Below are 14,071 nucleotides of genomic sequence, written 5' to 3' on the forward strand. Positions count from 1 at the left end.
GCCCGCCGACTCGGCGTCTGGTGGCGGGAAACTGGCGCCGACTCGGCATCAGGCGGCGGTGGTGGCCTCGACGGTGAGCCGCAGCTGGCGGCGGCGGTGGGTGACCGCCTCGGCGGTGAAGACCACCAGTGCGATCCAGACGAGGACGAACCCGGCCCAGCGTCCCGCCGGCATGTCCTCGTGGAACCACAAGACGCCGAGGGCGAACTGGATGATCGGTGCGAGGTACTGCAGCAGGCCGAGGGTCACCAGGGACACCCGAGTGGCGGCCGCGCCGAAGCAGATGAGGGGTACGGCGGTCACGATGCCGGTCGTCGTGAACAGCAGTGCGTGGCCCCAGCCGTGGGTCGCGAACCCGGACTCGCCGGTCGCGCCCAGCCAGGTCAGGTAGGCAGCCGCGAACGGGGCGATCACCACCGTCTCGTAGGCCAGGCTCTCGGTGGCGCCGACGTTCGCGGTCTTCTTGCACAGCCCGTAGCTGCCGAACGAGAACGCCAGGATCAGCGCGACCCAGGGCAGCCGGCCGTAGTCCAGGGTGAGGATGACGACCGCGGCCGAGGCGACCCCCAGGGCCATCCACTGCAACGGCCGCAGCCGCTCGCCCAGGATCAGCACGCCCATCAGCACGGTGACGAGCGGGTTGATGAAGTAGCCCAGGGACGTCTCGACGACGCGGTCGTTGTTGACGCCCCAGATGTAGGTCACCCAGTTCACGCTGATCACCGCGGCCGCGACGGTCAGCAGGACCCGCACCCGGCGGACGCGGAGCATCTCGCGCAGCTGCGTCGTACGCCGCAGCATCACCACGAGCACGCCCATGGTGAGGCAGGACCAGAGGACGCGGTGCGCGAGGATCTCCGCGGCCCCCGCCGGCTCGAGAAGTGGCCAGTAGAGCGGGAACGCGCCCCAGATGCCGTAGGCCGCGAACCCGAGCATCAACCCACGGCGCGACTCCGGCACCCGCACAGCATAGGAGTGCCGGTCGGGGTTTGCCGCCGTGGCCCGGCGGGCAGGGTCACGGCGCGGGCCGGACCACACCAGACCGCGAAATCTCGGAGGGAGACCCCACGGATGCGTCAGACCCTGACGACCCTGACCACCACGAAGGCCGCGTCGGTCGCCGCCTCGATCGGCCTCGGCGTGGCCGCCGTCCTCACGGTGCCCGCCCAGGCCGCGAGCGTGCCGGTCGACGGCGCCGCCCGGACGGTCGCGTCCGCGCCGGCCGAACGCGGCACCGACCTGCCGATGCGCGACCTGCACGACAAGATCGTCAAGCGCCACGGCCGGCTCTACTTCCAAGGTCGCGTCGACCCCGGCCACGGCCCGGTCATCGTGCAGAAGAAGGCGTGCTCCTCGAAGGACTGCCCCTGGCGGAAGTTCAAGGCGGTGAAGACCCACGGCACCGAGAACCGGTGGAAGGTCCGGATCTACGCGCCCAAGCACGGCAACTGGTACTGGCGCGGTTATGTCAAGGCCTCCGGCGGGTACGCCAAGTCGTGGACGCACGTCTACAAGACCTACACGACGCGCTTCTGACGGCCGGCCGCTCTCGGGCACGACGAACGGAACCGGAGACACGGAAGGGTCCCGCTCTCGGGCGGGACCCTTCGTCTTGTCAGAGGTGAGCGTGTCCGGTCTCGACACGCCGGTCGCGACCTCGCAGGCTCGGTCGCGCGGCTTGCTCGACCACCATCAGCGGGGGCCGCTGACGCGTCCCCGCTAGACGACCGTCCAGGTGTCGCCACCGCCGATGAGCGCGGCGAGCCGGTCGGACCGCTCCGCCGGCGCGTCGGCCTGGGCGCGACTGACCTGCTCGCGCGCCTGGTCGTCGTACGTCGGCCGCTCGACCTGGCGGAAGATGCCGATCGGGGACTGGTTGAGGTAGCCGGAGTCGGTGAGACGGGAGATCGCGAACGCCGTGCTCGGGTCCGGGTTGCGCGCGTCGTGGACGATGATCGCGTCCGCCGGGACCTGCCCCGCAGCGTCGCCGATCTCGACGATCCGGACACCGCCGGTGTCGGGGTCGCGGACCAGGCCCTTGGTGCCCAGGCCGTCCTCGCCGGGCGCGCCGAACCGGATCGGCTCGCCGTGGACGAGCGGGATGATCGCATCGGCCCGGGTGGCGTTGTCCTTGATGGCGTCGAACGCCCCGTCGTTGAAGATCGGGCAGTTCTGGTAGATCTCCACGAACGACGTGCCCCGGTGCGCGGCGGCCGCCGAGAGCACCGAGGTGAGGTGCTTGCGGTCGGAGTCGATCGTGCGGGCCACGAACGACCCCTCGGCGCCCAGCGCGAGCGAGACCGGGTTGAACGGGTGGTCGAGGGAGCCCATCGGCGTGGACTTGGTGATCTTGCCGGCCTCGGAGGTGGGGGAGTACTGACCCTTGGTGAGCCCGTAGATCCGGTTGTTGAACAGCAGGATCGTCATGTTGACGTTGCGGCGCAGCGCGTGGATCAGGTGGTTGCCGCCGATGGAGAGCGCATCGCCGTCACCGGTCACCACCCAGACCGACAGGTCCTCGCGGGCCGTGGCGATGCCGGTCGCGATCGACGGCGCGCGGCCGTGGATCGAGTGCATGCCGTAGGTGTCGAGGTAGTAGGGGAACCGAGAGGAGCACCCGATGCCGGAGACGAACACGATGTTCTCGCGCCGCAGCCCGAGGTCGGGGAGGAACCCCTGGACGGCCTTGAGCACGGCGTAGTCGCCGCACCCGGGGCACCAGCGGACCTCCTGGTCGCTGGTGAAGTCCTTGCCGGTCTGCGGCTGGTCGCCCTCCCCGAGGGTGGGGACGAGCTCGACGCCCGAGCGCAGGCCCGGGAAGTTCAGGTCGGTGGTCATGACAGGGCCCTCTCCGGAGCGGCGGTGAGGTCGACGGCGATGCCCTCGGCCTCGGTGATGAGCTCGCCGATGGCGTGGGCGACCTCGGCGGCCTTGAGCGGCAGCCCGCGCACCTGGTTGTAGCCGATCGCGTCGACGAGGTACTTGGCGCGCAGCAGCATCGACAGCTGGCCGAGGTTCATCTCCGGAACCAGGACCTTGTCGTAGCCACGCAGGATGTCGCCGAGGTCGTCGGGGAACGGGTTCAGGTGTCGCAGGTGCACCTGCGCGACGTGGTAGCCCGCCTTGCGGACGCGGCGTACGCCGGCGCCGATCGGGCCGTACGTCGAGCCCCACCCGATCACGAGCACCTTCGCCCCGGGGCCGTCCTCGGCGCTGGGGTCGTCGACCACCAGCGGCGGGAGCGACCGCGCGATCCGGTCGACCTTCGCCTGTCGGGTGCGGACCATCAGGTCGTGGTTGGCCGGGTCGTAGGAGATGTTGCCGGTGATGTCGGCCTTCTCCAGCCCGCCGATGCGGTGCTCGAGGCCCGCGACCCCGGGCGGCGCCCAGGGCCGAGCGAGGGTCTCGGGGTCGCGCGCATAGGGCTGGAACTCCGGCGTCGTGCCGTCCGGGCCTTCGGCGATCGGCGTCGCGAAGTCGGGGTCGATCGTCGGCAGGTCCGCGAGCTCCGGGATCCGCCACGGCTCGGAGCCGTTGGCCAGGTAGCCGTCGGAGAGCAGCATCACCGGCGTGCGGTAGGTGACGGCGATCCGAGCGGCCTCGAGCGCGGCGTCGAAGCAGTCGCCGGGCGACTGCGGCGCGACGATCGGCACGGGCGCCTCGCCGTTGCGGCCGAACATCGCCTGCAGCAGGTCGGCCTGCTCGGTCTTGGTGGGCAGGCCCGTCGACGGACCGCCGCGCTGGACGTCGACGACGACCAACGGCAGCTCGGTCATCACCGCCAGCCCGATCGCCTCGGACTTCAGCGCGATGCCGGGACCCGAGGTCGTGGTGACGCCGAGCGCGCCCGCGAACGACGCCCCGATGGCCGCGCCGACACCGGCGATCTCGTCCTCGGCCTGGAACGTCGTGACGCCGAAGGCCTTGTGCTTGGACAGCTCGTGGAGGATGTCCGAGGCCGGGGTGATCGGGTAGGACCCCAGGAACACCGGCAGTCCGGACTGCACCCCACCCGCGATCAGCCCGTAGGCGAGGGCGAGGTTGCCGGTGATGTTGCGGTAGGTGCCCGGCGCCATCGGCGCCGGCTTGATCTCGTACTGGACCGCGAACGTCTCGGTGGTCTCGCCGAAGTTCCAGCCGGCCTTGAACGCGGTGACGTTCGCGTCGCGGATGTCGGCGACCTTGGCGAAGCGCTTCTCCAGGAACGCCACGGTCGGCTCGGTCGGACGCCCGTACATCCACGACAGCAGGCCGAGCGCGAACATGTTCTTCGCCCGCGCCGCGTCCTTCCGGGACAGGCCGAACTCCTTGACCGCCTCGACGGTCATGCCGGTCAGGTCCACCGGGTGCACGGCGAACGCCCCCAACGGGTCGTTGGCGTCGCCGAGCAGCTCCAAGGGGTTGGCGTCGTAGCCGGCCTTGGTGAGGTTGCGCGCGGTGAAGTCGTGGGTGTCCACGATGATCGTCGCGCCCTTGGGCAGGTCGCCGAGGTTGGCCTTGAGGGCCGCGGGGTTCATCGCGACGAGCACGTCGGGCGCGTCACCGGCGGTGAGGATGTCGTGGTCGGCGAAGTGGACCTGGAACGAGGAGACGCCCGGCAGCGTCCCCTGCGGAGCCCGGATCTCGGCCGGGAAGTTCGGCAACGTCACGAGGTCGTTGCCGAAGACGGCCGATTCCTGGGTGAACCGGTCACCGGTGAGCTGCATGCCGTCCCCGGAGTCGCCCGCGAACCGGATGATCACCCGGTCGAGCTGCTTGACCTGCTTGCCCTGCTGCACAGACACGGCTTGCGCCTACTTCCTGGATCTACCTTGTTCTGGCCGGTTGCTCACGCCTGCGTGCGCGGAGAACCGAGAATCCGCCACCTGTCGATCGTACTCGCGCCACGCCTCAAACTGGAACGTGTTCCAGTTTCCCCTCGTCGTCGGGGAGCACGGTCTCCCACGATAGTCCGGCACCCCCGGGGTCCGGGCCCGTCTCTGTCGGTGGATCGGTGAGCCGGCCCACATGCCGATCCGCGCCGGCGCGGACGAGTTGCACACCAGGTCGATTAAGTCGAGTATGCTTCTCGTGATTACTGAAGAACGTTCCTTGCGGGACGGGAGAGAGACGAGATGACGACTTCGATCAAGGTGCTGGGCGCAGCGGTCGCCGGGGTGCTCGCCGTGACCGGCTGCTCCGGCGGCACCGCGAGCGGTGACGGCGGCGAGACCCTGAACATCAACGCGTTCTCCGTCATGGAGGCGGCCAACGAGCCCGTCTTCGCCGACTTCCAGGACACCGACGCCGGCGAGGGGATCCAGTTCGAGACGTCGTACGGCGCCTCCGGCGACCAGAGCCGCGCCGTCCTCGCCGGTGCTGCGGCGGACGTCGTGCACTACTCGCTGGAGACCGACGTGACCCGCCTCGTCGACGACGGCCTGGTCGCGGAGGACTGGAAGGACAATCCGACCAAGGGCATCGCGACCTCCTCGGTGGTGGTCTTCGTGGTCCGCAAGGGCAACCCCGAGAACATCTTGACCTGGGACGACCTGGTCGAGCCCGGCGTCGATGTCATCACGCCGAACCCCGGCTCGTCCGGGTCGGCCCGGTGGAACATCCTCGCGGCCTGGGCGCACATCGCCGGAAACGGCGGCAGCGAGGACGACGCGAAGGCGTTCCTCACCCGACTGCTCGACCACACGATCGCGCTCCCGGGGTCGGCGCGTGAGGCGACCACGGCGTTCACCGACGGCTCCGGCGACGTGCTGCTGTCCTACGAGAACGAGGCGATCCTCGCCAAGCAGAGCGGCGCCGACATCGACTACGTGCTGCCCCCGGACACGCTGCTCATCGAGAACCCCGCGGCGGTCACCGGGGACGCCGGCGACTCGGCCCAGGCGTTCTTGGACTTCATGACCTCGCCGGAGGCGCAGGCCGACTACGCGCAGTCCGGCTTCCGGCCGGTCATCGACGGCGTCGACGTCGGAGAGGTCGAGGGCGCGAACGACCCGACCGACCCGTTCCCCGCCCCCGACCGGCTGTTCACCGTGGACGGCGACTTCGGCGGCTGGGGCGAGGCCGCAGGCAGGTACTTCGGCGACGGCGAGGAGGGCAACCCGCTCGGCATCATCACCGAGCTCCAGCAGCAGACCGGCAAGGTGGGCGAGGAGTAGTGAGCACGGCCGTCCTCGACGGGCCGACCGGCACCGCCGGCCCCGCGTCCCCCCACGTGCGCCAACCGCGGCGGAGCACGCCGCGCAACACCCTGACGCGCGGGGCCGGCATCGGGCTCGGCATCTCGATGCTCTGGTTCAGCCTGCTCGTGCTGATCCCGCTGTCCGCGGTCGTCGCCGCCGCCTCGGCCGGCGGCTGGGACGGCTACCTCCGGGTGCTGCAGAACGACCAGACCTGGGCCGCGATCCGGCTCACGGTGACCCAGGCCCTGATCGTGACCGCGGTGAACGTCGTGATGGGCACCGTGATCGCGTGGGTGCTGGTCCGCGACCGGTTCTGGGGCCGGGCGGCCCTCGACCTGGTCATCGACGTCCCGTTCGCGATGCCCACGGTGGTGGCCGGTTTGCTGCTGCTCTCCCTCTACGGGCCGAGCAGCCCGATCGGGCTGCACTGGGCCAACACCGAACGGGCGGTGACCCTCGCGCTGGCGTTCGTGACCCTGCCGTTCATCGTGCGGACCGTCCAGCCGGTCCTCGAGGAGCTCGACGCCGACGTCGAGGAGGCCGCGGCCTCCCTCGGTGCCCGCCGGGGCACGATCGTGCGGCGGATCATCCTGCCGAGCCTGGCGCCGGCCATCGCGGCCGGGGCCGCGCTGTCGTTCGCGCGCGCCATCTCCGAGTACGGCTCGCTGGTGCTGCTCAGCGGCAATCGCCCGTTCCAGACCGAGGTCGTGTCGGTCCGGGTGCTCACGTTCATCGAGAACGGCAGCAACACCTCGGCGGCCGCGGTCGCGTCGGTGATGTTGGTCGTGGCGTTGATCGTGATCGTCGCCCTCGACCTCGTCCAGCGGAGGGTGTCGCGCCGTGGTTAGGGTCTCCGCGCCCACCCGGTGGGCCCTGCGCCTGCTCGCGGTGGGCTATGTGTTCTTCCTGGTGGCCTGGCCGGTCGGCCTGCTGGTCCGGCGTACGTTCGACGGCGGCCTGACGAACCTGTCCGACATGCTCGCGGACGAGCGGGCGGTCGCCGCCCTCCAGCTCACCGCGGTGGTGGCCTTCTGGGCGGTCGTGATCAACCTCGTGTTCGGGGTGACGATCTCGATCCTGCTGGTCCGCTACCAGTTCCCCGGCAAGAGGGTGCTGTCGGCTCTGATCGACCTGCCGCTCTCCGTGTCGCCCGTGGTCGTCGGCCTCGCTCTCGTCCTCGTCTACAACGGACGGGACGGCTGGTTCGGACCGACGCTGGAGGACAACGGGCTCCAGGTCATCTTCAACAGTCCGGGCATGGTGATGGCGACGTGCTTCGTGGCGCTGCCGCTGGTGATCCGGGAGGTCGTGCCGGTCCTGACCGAGATCGGCGACGACCAGGAGCAGGCCGCGCGCAGCCTCGGGGCGAGCGCCCGGCAGACGTTCCTCCGGATCACGCTGCCGAGCATCAAGTGGGCCGTCGTGTACGGCGTCGTCCTGGCGCTGGCCCGGTCGATCGGCGAGTTCGGCGCCGTGAAGATCGTGTCGGGCAACATCACCGGTCGCACCCAGACCGCCACCCTCGCCGTCGAGGCGAAGTACCAGAACTTCCAGCAGCCGGAGGCCTACTCCATCGCGTTCCTGCTGGCCCTGGTCTGCATCGCCTGCCTCGTCGTCGTCGCCGTCCTGCGCCCCCGGCGCGACCACTGAACCCTCGTCTCGAAGGAGCACCCCCATGAGCATCGAAGTCTCTGGAGTCACCAAGCGGTTCGGCGACTTCGTCGCCCTCGACGACGTCAGCGTCTCGCTGCCGACCGGGCAGCTGACCGCGCTGCTCGGCCCGTCCGGTGGCGGCAAGTCCACGCTGCTGCGGATCATCGCCGGCCTCGACTCCGCCGACGCGGGCACGGTCAGCATCGAGGGCGTCGACGCGACCAGGCTGCCCCCGCAGAAGCGCAACGTCGGGTTCGTGTTCCAGCACTACGCGGTCTTCAAGCACATGACCGTGGCCAAGAACGTCGCCTTCGGGCTGGAGATCCGGCGCCGGCCCAAGGACGAGATCGCCGCGAAGGTCGACGAGCTGCTCCGGCTCGTGCACCTCTCGCAGTTCGCCCACCGGCTGCCCTCGCAGCTCTCCGGTGGGCAGCGCCAGCGGATGGCGCTGGCTCGGGCCCTGGCCGTCGAGCCGTCGGTGCTGCTGCTCGACGAGCCGTTCGGCGCCCTCGACGCCAAGGTCCGCAAGGAGCTGCGCGAGTGGCTGCGCCGGCTGCACGACGAGGTGCACGTGACGACGGTGTTCGTCACCCACGACCAGGAGGAGGCGATGGAGGTCGCCGACGAGATCGCAGTCATCAACGAGGGTCGCGTCGAGCAGGTCGGCACGCCCGACCAGCTCTACGACGAGCCGGCCAACGACTTCGTGATGGGCTTCCTCGGTGACACCACCTCGCTGGGCGGCGTCACGCTGCGCCCGCACGACGTTCACGTCTCGCGCTCGCCCGAGCTCGCGGGTGCGGCCGAGGGCACGGTGTCCCGGCTGCTCCGCGTCGGGTTCGAGGTGCGCGCCACCGTGCTGACCGACGACGGCGACGACGTCACCGTGGTGCTCACCCGCACCCACGCGCGGCAGCTCGGGCTCGAGCCCGGTGTGCGGGTCTGGGTCAGCCCCGCCGCCGGCGCGACGCTGATCGCGTCGATGGCGGTCGTCGGGGTCTGACCCCGGCGCTCGGCGCGCCTCAGCGGTAGTTGGTGAACTGCACCGCGAAGTCGTAGTCCTGCTGCTTGACCAGCGCGATCACGGCCTGCAGGTCGTCGCGCTTCTTCGACGACACCCGCAGCTCGTCGCCCTGGATCTGGGCCTTGACGCCCTTGGGGCCCTCGTCGCGGATCAGCTTGGAGATCTTCTTGGCGTCCTCGGAGGAGATCCCCTCCTTGAGGGCGATCGAGATCTTGCTCTGCTGACCGGACTGCCGGGGCTCGGAGGCGTCGAGCACCTTCAGGCTGACGTCGCGCTTGATCAGCTTGGTCTTGAACACGTCGAGCACCGCGGTCGCCCGGTCGTCGGCCGAGGCCGAGATCTCGATCGCGTGCTCGCCCTGCCACTCGATGCTCGCGCCGGTGCCCTTGAAGTCGAAGCGCGTCGCGATCTCGCGGGCGGTCTGGCCCAAGGCGTTGTCGACCTCCTGGCGGTCGATCTTGCTGACGATGTCGAACGACGAGTCGGCCATGTGCACTCCTGTTGCTGCGCACCCGCGGGGCGGGCGCTGGGTTTTCGTCTGCCGAGGCGGCTGCGCTATTGTTTCGCCAAGTTGCCGCCGGGCCAAACGGCCCCACGCAGCACCCCCGGCAGGTTGCCCGAGCGGCCAATGGGAGCGGACTGTAAATCCGTCGGCTTTGCCTACGAAGGTTCGAATCCTTCACCTGCCACATGGGATGAGAGGCCCCTGACCAGCAGTACGCCGGTCGGGGGCCCTTCTCGTCCTCGGGCCCGTGCCGGCCCGGTCTCGATGAGCAGCGCCGACCAGAGCAGTGACTCCGACCTCGCCGATCTGTCCATCTCGGCGTTCTCGGTTCGTCGTCTGGGCAAGACGTTCGAACCAGAGGAGACCGAGATGATCGTGCGACTGCAGGATGCCTACCCCGAGCTCGTCCAGGCTCAGGAGATCCAAGCCCGCCGTGAGCTCGAGCAGCGCGAGGCCCGTCGCCGGGTGCGGCGCGCGCGGGCCGCGGCCCTGCTCGGGCGCGGCTACCCTCGAGCCGAGGAGGTCCGATGAAGTACCTGTTGCTCATCTGCGGCGACGAGAACGGTGACTTCTCCGGCGTCGACCTCGACCCCACCGCGTGGGTGGAGGAGATGACCGCGCGGGGTGTGCGCAAGGACGGCGACCGCCTGGCGCCGACCAGCGCCGCCACCACGGTCCGCATGGACGGCGCCAGCGTGCTGGTGTCCGACGGCCCGTTCGCGGAGACCAAGGAGCAGGTCGGCGGGTTCGACATCATCGAGGCGGCAGATCTCGACGAGGCGATCGAGATCGCCTCGAAGCACCCGGTCGTGCAGATCGGGACCATCGAGATACGGCCGTTCTGGGGCCAGTGACCGAGCGCGACGCGGGGGTCGACGAGGCGGTCGCCGCGGCCTTCCGCACCGAGTGGGGCCGCATCGTGGCGACGCTGATCCGCACGACCGGCGACTGGGACCTCGCAGAGGAGTGCGCACAGGACGCCTTCGCACGTGCCCTCGAGACGTGGCCGGCAGGCATCCCCGACAAGCCCGGTGCGTGGCTGACCACGGTTGCCCGCAACCGGGCGCTGGACCGGATGCGTCGCGCAGGTGTCGAGGCGGCCAAGCTGAGGGAGGTGGCCGCGCTGCCCGGGCCCGACGCGCCAGCGGCCGATGACAGCGGGATCGTCGACGACCGGCTGCGGCTCGTGTTCACCTGCTGCCACCCCGCCCTGCCGGTGGAGGCACGGGTCGCGCTGACCTTGCGCACCCTCGCCGGCCTCACCACCGCCGAGATCGCGCGGGCGCTGCTCACCTCGGAGCCGACGATGGCCAAGCGACTGGTGCGCGCGAAGCACAAGATCCGGGCCGCCGGCATCCCCTACCGGGTGCCGGCGGCCGAGGCGCTGCCCGAACGACTCGACGGCGTGCTGGCCGTGGTCTACCTGCTGTTCAACGAGGGGTACGCCGCGAGCGCCGGCGAGGTACTGATCCGGCGCAGGCTCTGCGACGAGGCACTCAGGCTGGCCGGCCTGCTGGTGCGACTGCTCCCGTGCTCGGAGACGTTCGGCCTGGCTGCACTGCTGCTGCTGCAGCACTCGCGCCGCGACGCCCGGGTCGATCGCCACGGGCGGCTGGTGACCCTGGACCAGCAGGACCGCTCCCGTTGGGACCAGGAGGCCATCGACGACGGGCTGGCCCTCCTGGAGCGGGCCGGCGGCGAGGGACCCTACGCCCTCCAGGCGCGGATCGCCGCCTGCCACGCGACCGCACCGACCGCCCGCACCACCGACTGGCGGCGGATCGTCGACCTCTACACCACGCTCCTGGAGGTCACCGGCTCACCGGTCGTGGCCCTCAATCGCGCCGTCGCGGTCGGCATGGCCCACGGTCCGCAGGCCAACCTGAGCCTGGTCGAGGAGCTCGAGTCCTCCGGCGACCTCGCCGGCTACCACCTGCTCCCGGCGGTGCGAGGCGACCTGCTCGAGCGGTCCGGCAGGCTCGACGAGGCGCGGGAGTCCTACGCACGAGCACTGGCGCTGGCGACCAACGAACCGGACCGCGACCACCTGCGCCGTCTCATCGCGCACGGGCGTCCCTGAGAGACCGCGGCCGCGGGCCGGCCGCCCCTAGTCGCGACCCTTCCGCCGAGCTCGGGTGGACTCTCCGGCTCCACTCTCCGGTCTCGGCAGCCGCGGCCTGGCGAAGACACCCGATCCGGCCTCGCTGTGCGCCGGGTGGCGGACGTCGCTGATCGGCCCCGGACTCATGCCGGTGGTGCGCGCGATCTCCCCCGCCACCTCGGCCGCGAGCAGCCGGCGCTCCGCACGCTGGCGGAGCCGGGTCTCGTGGAGCAGCGCGCGTGCGATGGCGAACATCATCGCGATCATCACGACGCTGAACGGCAGCGCGAGCAGGATCGCCATGGTCTGCAGCGCCGAGAGGGCGTCGTCGCCGGTGACGGCGCCGGAGACCAGCAGGGTCGCGGCGATGATGCCCTCCAGGCTGGCCCAGAAGACGCGGCTCCACACCGGTGGGTTCGCATCGCCCCCCGTGGCGAGCATGTCGACCACGAACGAGCCGGAGTCGGAGCTCGTGACGAAGAAGATGATCACCAGGGCCATCGCCACGACGCTGAGCAGTCCCGAGGCGGGCAGGCCGTCGAGGAGCTGGAACAGCGCCTGGTCGGTGGAGACGGAGCCGTCCGCGCCGACCAGGCCGCCGGAGCCGTAGAGCTCGCGGTAGATCGCGGAGCCGCCCATGACCGAGAACCACAGGAACGTCACGAGCGTCGGCACGAGCAGCACGCCGATGACGAACTCGCGGACCGTGCGGCCGCGCGAGATGCGGGCGATGAAGACGCCGACGAACGGTGCCCAGCTGATCCACCAGCCCCAGTAGAACGTCGTCCAGCCCGAGAGCCAGGCCGACCCGTCGCTGCCCTCGAAGGAGAGCGTCCGGAAGGACAGGGCGAAGAAGTTGTTGAGGTAGGAGCCGAGCTGCTGGACGAAGTCGCTGAGGATGAAGACCGTCGGGCCGAGGACCGCGACCAGGACCAGGAGCGCTCCTGCCGTCACCATGTTGATGTTGGAGAGCCACTTGATGCCGCGGTCGATGCCGGTGACGACCGAGGCGATGGCGATCGAGGTGATGGCCACGATGAGGAGCACCTTGAGCGTCGTGGTGCTCTCGCCGACGACCCCGAGGTACTCCAGGCCGGCGCCGACCTGGCTGACGCCGAACCCGAGCGAGGTGGCGACACCGAAGAGGGTGCCGATGATGGCGACGACATCGATCACGTCGCCCAGCCACCCCCTGACGCGGTCCCCCAGGAGCGGCTCGAGGGCCCAGCGGATCGAGACCGGGCGCCCCTTGCGGTGGACGGCGTACGCGACGGCCAGGCCGACGACGACGTAGATCGCCCACGCGTGCAGGCCCCAGTGCAAGAAGGTGGTGTCGGTCGCGGCCCTGGCTGCGGCGGCGGGACCGTCCGCCGTGCCCGGGGGCGGTGACGCGAAGTGGTTGAGCGGCTCGGCCACGCCCCAGAAGACCAGGCCGATGCCCATGCCGGCGGCGAACAGCATCGCGAACCACGACTTCAGTCCGAACTCCGGGTCCTCGTCGTCCTTGCCGAGGACGACGTTGCCCGTCGGGGAGAACGCGACCGCGAGAGCGAAGAAGACGAACACGCCCACCAGCAACACGTAGTACCAGCCGAGGTCCTCGATGACGGTCGACTGGGCAGAGCTCAGCGTCTCGCCCAGCCATCCCGGCGCGATGACCGCCGCGAGGACGAAGGTCAGCAGGACGACCGCGGCCGGCCAGAAGACGCGTGGAGCGGGGATCGCGGCCCCCGGCCGCAGACCTCTCTGCTCCGGCTGCGCCGCCTGCAGCGGCCGGGTGGGTGGGTTGTCCTGGATGGTCGACACGGGTCGCGGATCCTCCCTGAGTGCTCGATTCGGATCCCCAGCACCGTAATGAAGGTGCCGGTCCGACGCACTTCCTGGCCGATGGGGTGTGCTGCCGATGAGTACGAACGCGGTCCGCGGGCCGGTGTCATCGCGTTCGCCAGGGGCCGCCCGGGCCGGTCGGGTTCAGCGCGTGACCGCAGGCCGCCGCGTGTCGAGCTGTCGGACTGACCGGCCCAGCGCGGCCGCCAGGTCCTCCAGGTCCGGGCCGTCGCGGCGGGTGAGCAGGTAGACGCCGCGCGTCGCCGGGTCGGCGAGCCGGACGACCGTCACGTCGGCGCGCAGGGCGGGCAGCAGGAGGCCGGGCACCAGCGCCACCCCCAGGCCGGCCGCGACGAGCCCGGTCTTGGCCGCCAGGTCGTCGGCGAGGTGCTCGACGCGAGGCTCGAAGCCAGCGCGTACGGCGAGGGTCCGCAGCAGGGCGATCGAGCCGGGGTTGTCCTCGATCCACCGCTCCTCGCCCAGCGCCGCGATCGGGACCGTCGCCCGGCCGGCCAGGCCGTGGTCCGTGGGGAGGACGACCACCATCTCGTCGTCGACCAGGTGCACGGCCCGCAGATCCGGGTCGTGCGGCAGGCCCGGCGGGGCGTCCGTGACGACCGCGGCGTGCAGCCCCCGGCCCAGCACCATCCCCGCCAGCCGCGGGCTCAGCGCCGTGACCAGCGCACACTCCTGGCCGGTGGTGCCGCGCAGGTCGGCGAGCGCGGTCGGGACCAGCGCCGCGGTCGCCGAGGGGACCGCGCCGACCGACAGCCGTGCGGGCT

Annotated in this window: 14 protein-coding genes and 1 tRNA gene; 9 read left to right on the forward strand and 6 right to left on the reverse strand. The window is 70.8% G+C overall.

Annotated features, from left to right (window positions below; all coding sequences use genetic code 11):
* Window positions 1-48 precede the first annotated feature (48 nt).
* A complete protein-coding gene (rarD, locus tag VGD85_RS05100; protein ID WP_331062363.1) occupies window positions 49-960 on the reverse strand; it encodes an EamA family transporter RarD in 912 nt (303 codons plus the stop codon).
* A gap of 111 nt (window positions 961-1,071) precedes the next feature.
* Between rarD and VGD85_RS05105 the strand changes: the two genes are divergently transcribed.
* A complete protein-coding gene (locus VGD85_RS05105; protein ID WP_331062364.1) occupies window positions 1,072-1,536 on the forward strand; it encodes a hypothetical protein in 465 nt (154 codons plus the stop codon).
* Window positions 1,537-1,719: 183 nt separating this feature from the next.
* On the opposite strand, the gene VGD85_RS05110 is transcribed toward VGD85_RS05105, so the two are convergent.
* Both VGD85_RS05110 and VGD85_RS05115 read right to left on the reverse strand, forming a co-directional pair.
* Window positions 1,720-2,838 (reverse strand): 2-oxoacid:ferredoxin oxidoreductase subunit beta, encoded by a 1,119-nt coding sequence (locus VGD85_RS05110; RefSeq protein ID WP_331062365.1) that lies wholly within the window; start codon window positions 2,836-2,838, stop codon window positions 1,720-1,722.
* Complete coding sequence (locus VGD85_RS05115) at window positions 2,835-4,784, reverse strand: 2-oxoacid:acceptor oxidoreductase subunit alpha (protein WP_331062366.1); 1,950 nt, start codon at window positions 4,782-4,784, stop codon at window positions 2,835-2,837. Before VGD85_RS05115 ends, VGD85_RS05110 begins: the two co-directional genes overlap by 4 nt.
* Before the next feature lie 330 nt (window positions 4,785-5,114).
* Between VGD85_RS05115 and VGD85_RS05120 the strand changes: the two genes are divergently transcribed.
* Genes VGD85_RS05120 through VGD85_RS05135 form a run of 4 tightly spaced genes read left to right on the forward strand, consistent with a single transcriptional unit; the run spans window position 5,115 to window position 8,835 of the window.
* Window positions 5,115-6,155 carry a sulfate ABC transporter substrate-binding protein gene (locus VGD85_RS05120; RefSeq protein WP_331062367.1) on the forward strand — a complete coding sequence of 347 codons (1,041 nt, stop codon included), beginning with the start codon at window positions 5,115-5,117 and terminating at the stop codon, window positions 6,153-6,155.
* The gene (cysT, locus tag VGD85_RS05125; protein ID WP_331062368.1) at window positions 6,155-7,027 is read left to right on the forward strand and encodes a sulfate ABC transporter permease subunit CysT; all 873 of its coding nucleotides are present in this window, start codon (window positions 6,155-6,157) and stop codon (window positions 7,025-7,027) included. Before VGD85_RS05120 ends, cysT begins: the two co-directional genes overlap by 1 nt.
* The gene (locus VGD85_RS05130; protein ID WP_331062369.1) at window positions 7,020-7,829 is read left to right on the forward strand and encodes a sulfate ABC transporter permease; all 810 of its coding nucleotides are present in this window, start codon (window positions 7,020-7,022) and stop codon (window positions 7,827-7,829) included. Before cysT ends, VGD85_RS05130 begins: the two co-directional genes overlap by 8 nt.
* 25 nt (window positions 7,830-7,854) lie before the next feature.
* Window positions 7,855-8,835: a sulfate/molybdate ABC transporter ATP-binding protein gene (locus tag VGD85_RS05135; protein ID WP_331062370.1), complete on the forward strand. Its 981-nt coding sequence runs from the start codon at window positions 7,855-7,857 to the stop codon at window positions 8,833-8,835.
* A gap of 19 nt (window positions 8,836-8,854) precedes the next feature.
* On the opposite strand, the gene VGD85_RS05140 is transcribed toward VGD85_RS05135, so the two are convergent.
* Entirely contained in the window at window positions 8,855-9,346 is a 492-nt protein-coding gene (locus VGD85_RS05140; RefSeq protein ID WP_331062371.1) for a YajQ family cyclic di-GMP-binding protein, read from the reverse strand.
* A 117-nt stretch (window positions 9,347-9,463) separates the two neighbouring features.
* Between VGD85_RS05140 and VGD85_RS05145 the strand changes: the two genes are divergently transcribed.
* From VGD85_RS05145 to VGD85_RS05160, 4 genes are all read left to right on the forward strand, one after another.
* Window positions 9,464-9,545 (forward strand) — tRNA-Tyr (locus VGD85_RS05145).
* A gap of 185 nt (window positions 9,546-9,730) precedes the next feature.
* Window positions 9,731-9,892 carry a hypothetical protein gene (locus VGD85_RS05150; protein WP_331062372.1) on the forward strand — a complete coding sequence of 54 codons (162 nt, stop codon included), beginning with the start codon at window positions 9,731-9,733 and terminating at the stop codon, window positions 9,890-9,892.
* Entirely contained in the window at window positions 9,889-10,215 is a 327-nt protein-coding gene (locus tag VGD85_RS05155) for a YciI family protein (protein WP_331062373.1), read from the forward strand. The genes VGD85_RS05150 and VGD85_RS05155 overlap by 4 nt, the downstream gene beginning before the upstream one ends.
* Window positions 10,212-11,441 carry an RNA polymerase sigma factor gene (locus tag VGD85_RS05160; protein ID WP_331062374.1) on the forward strand — a complete coding sequence of 410 codons (1,230 nt, stop codon included), beginning with the start codon at window positions 10,212-10,214 and terminating at the stop codon, window positions 11,439-11,441. The genes VGD85_RS05155 and VGD85_RS05160 overlap by 4 nt, the downstream gene beginning before the upstream one ends.
* A 27-nt stretch (window positions 11,442-11,468) precedes the next feature.
* On the opposite strand, the gene VGD85_RS05165 is transcribed toward VGD85_RS05160, so the two are convergent.
* Window positions 11,469-13,268, reverse strand: a complete 1,800-nt coding sequence (locus tag VGD85_RS05165) for a BCCT family transporter (protein ID WP_331062375.1) — start codon at window positions 13,266-13,268, stop codon at window positions 11,469-11,471.
* 165 nt (window positions 13,269-13,433) lie between these two features.
* Window positions 13,434-14,071: LysR substrate-binding domain-containing protein (locus VGD85_RS05170; RefSeq protein ID WP_331062376.1), on the reverse strand; the 638-nt coding region annotated here is incomplete at its 5' end.

It is taken from the genome of Nocardioides sp., assembly GCF_036401255.1.
Taxonomy (GTDB): Bacteria; Actinomycetota; Actinomycetes; order Propionibacteriales; family Nocardioidaceae; genus Nocardioides.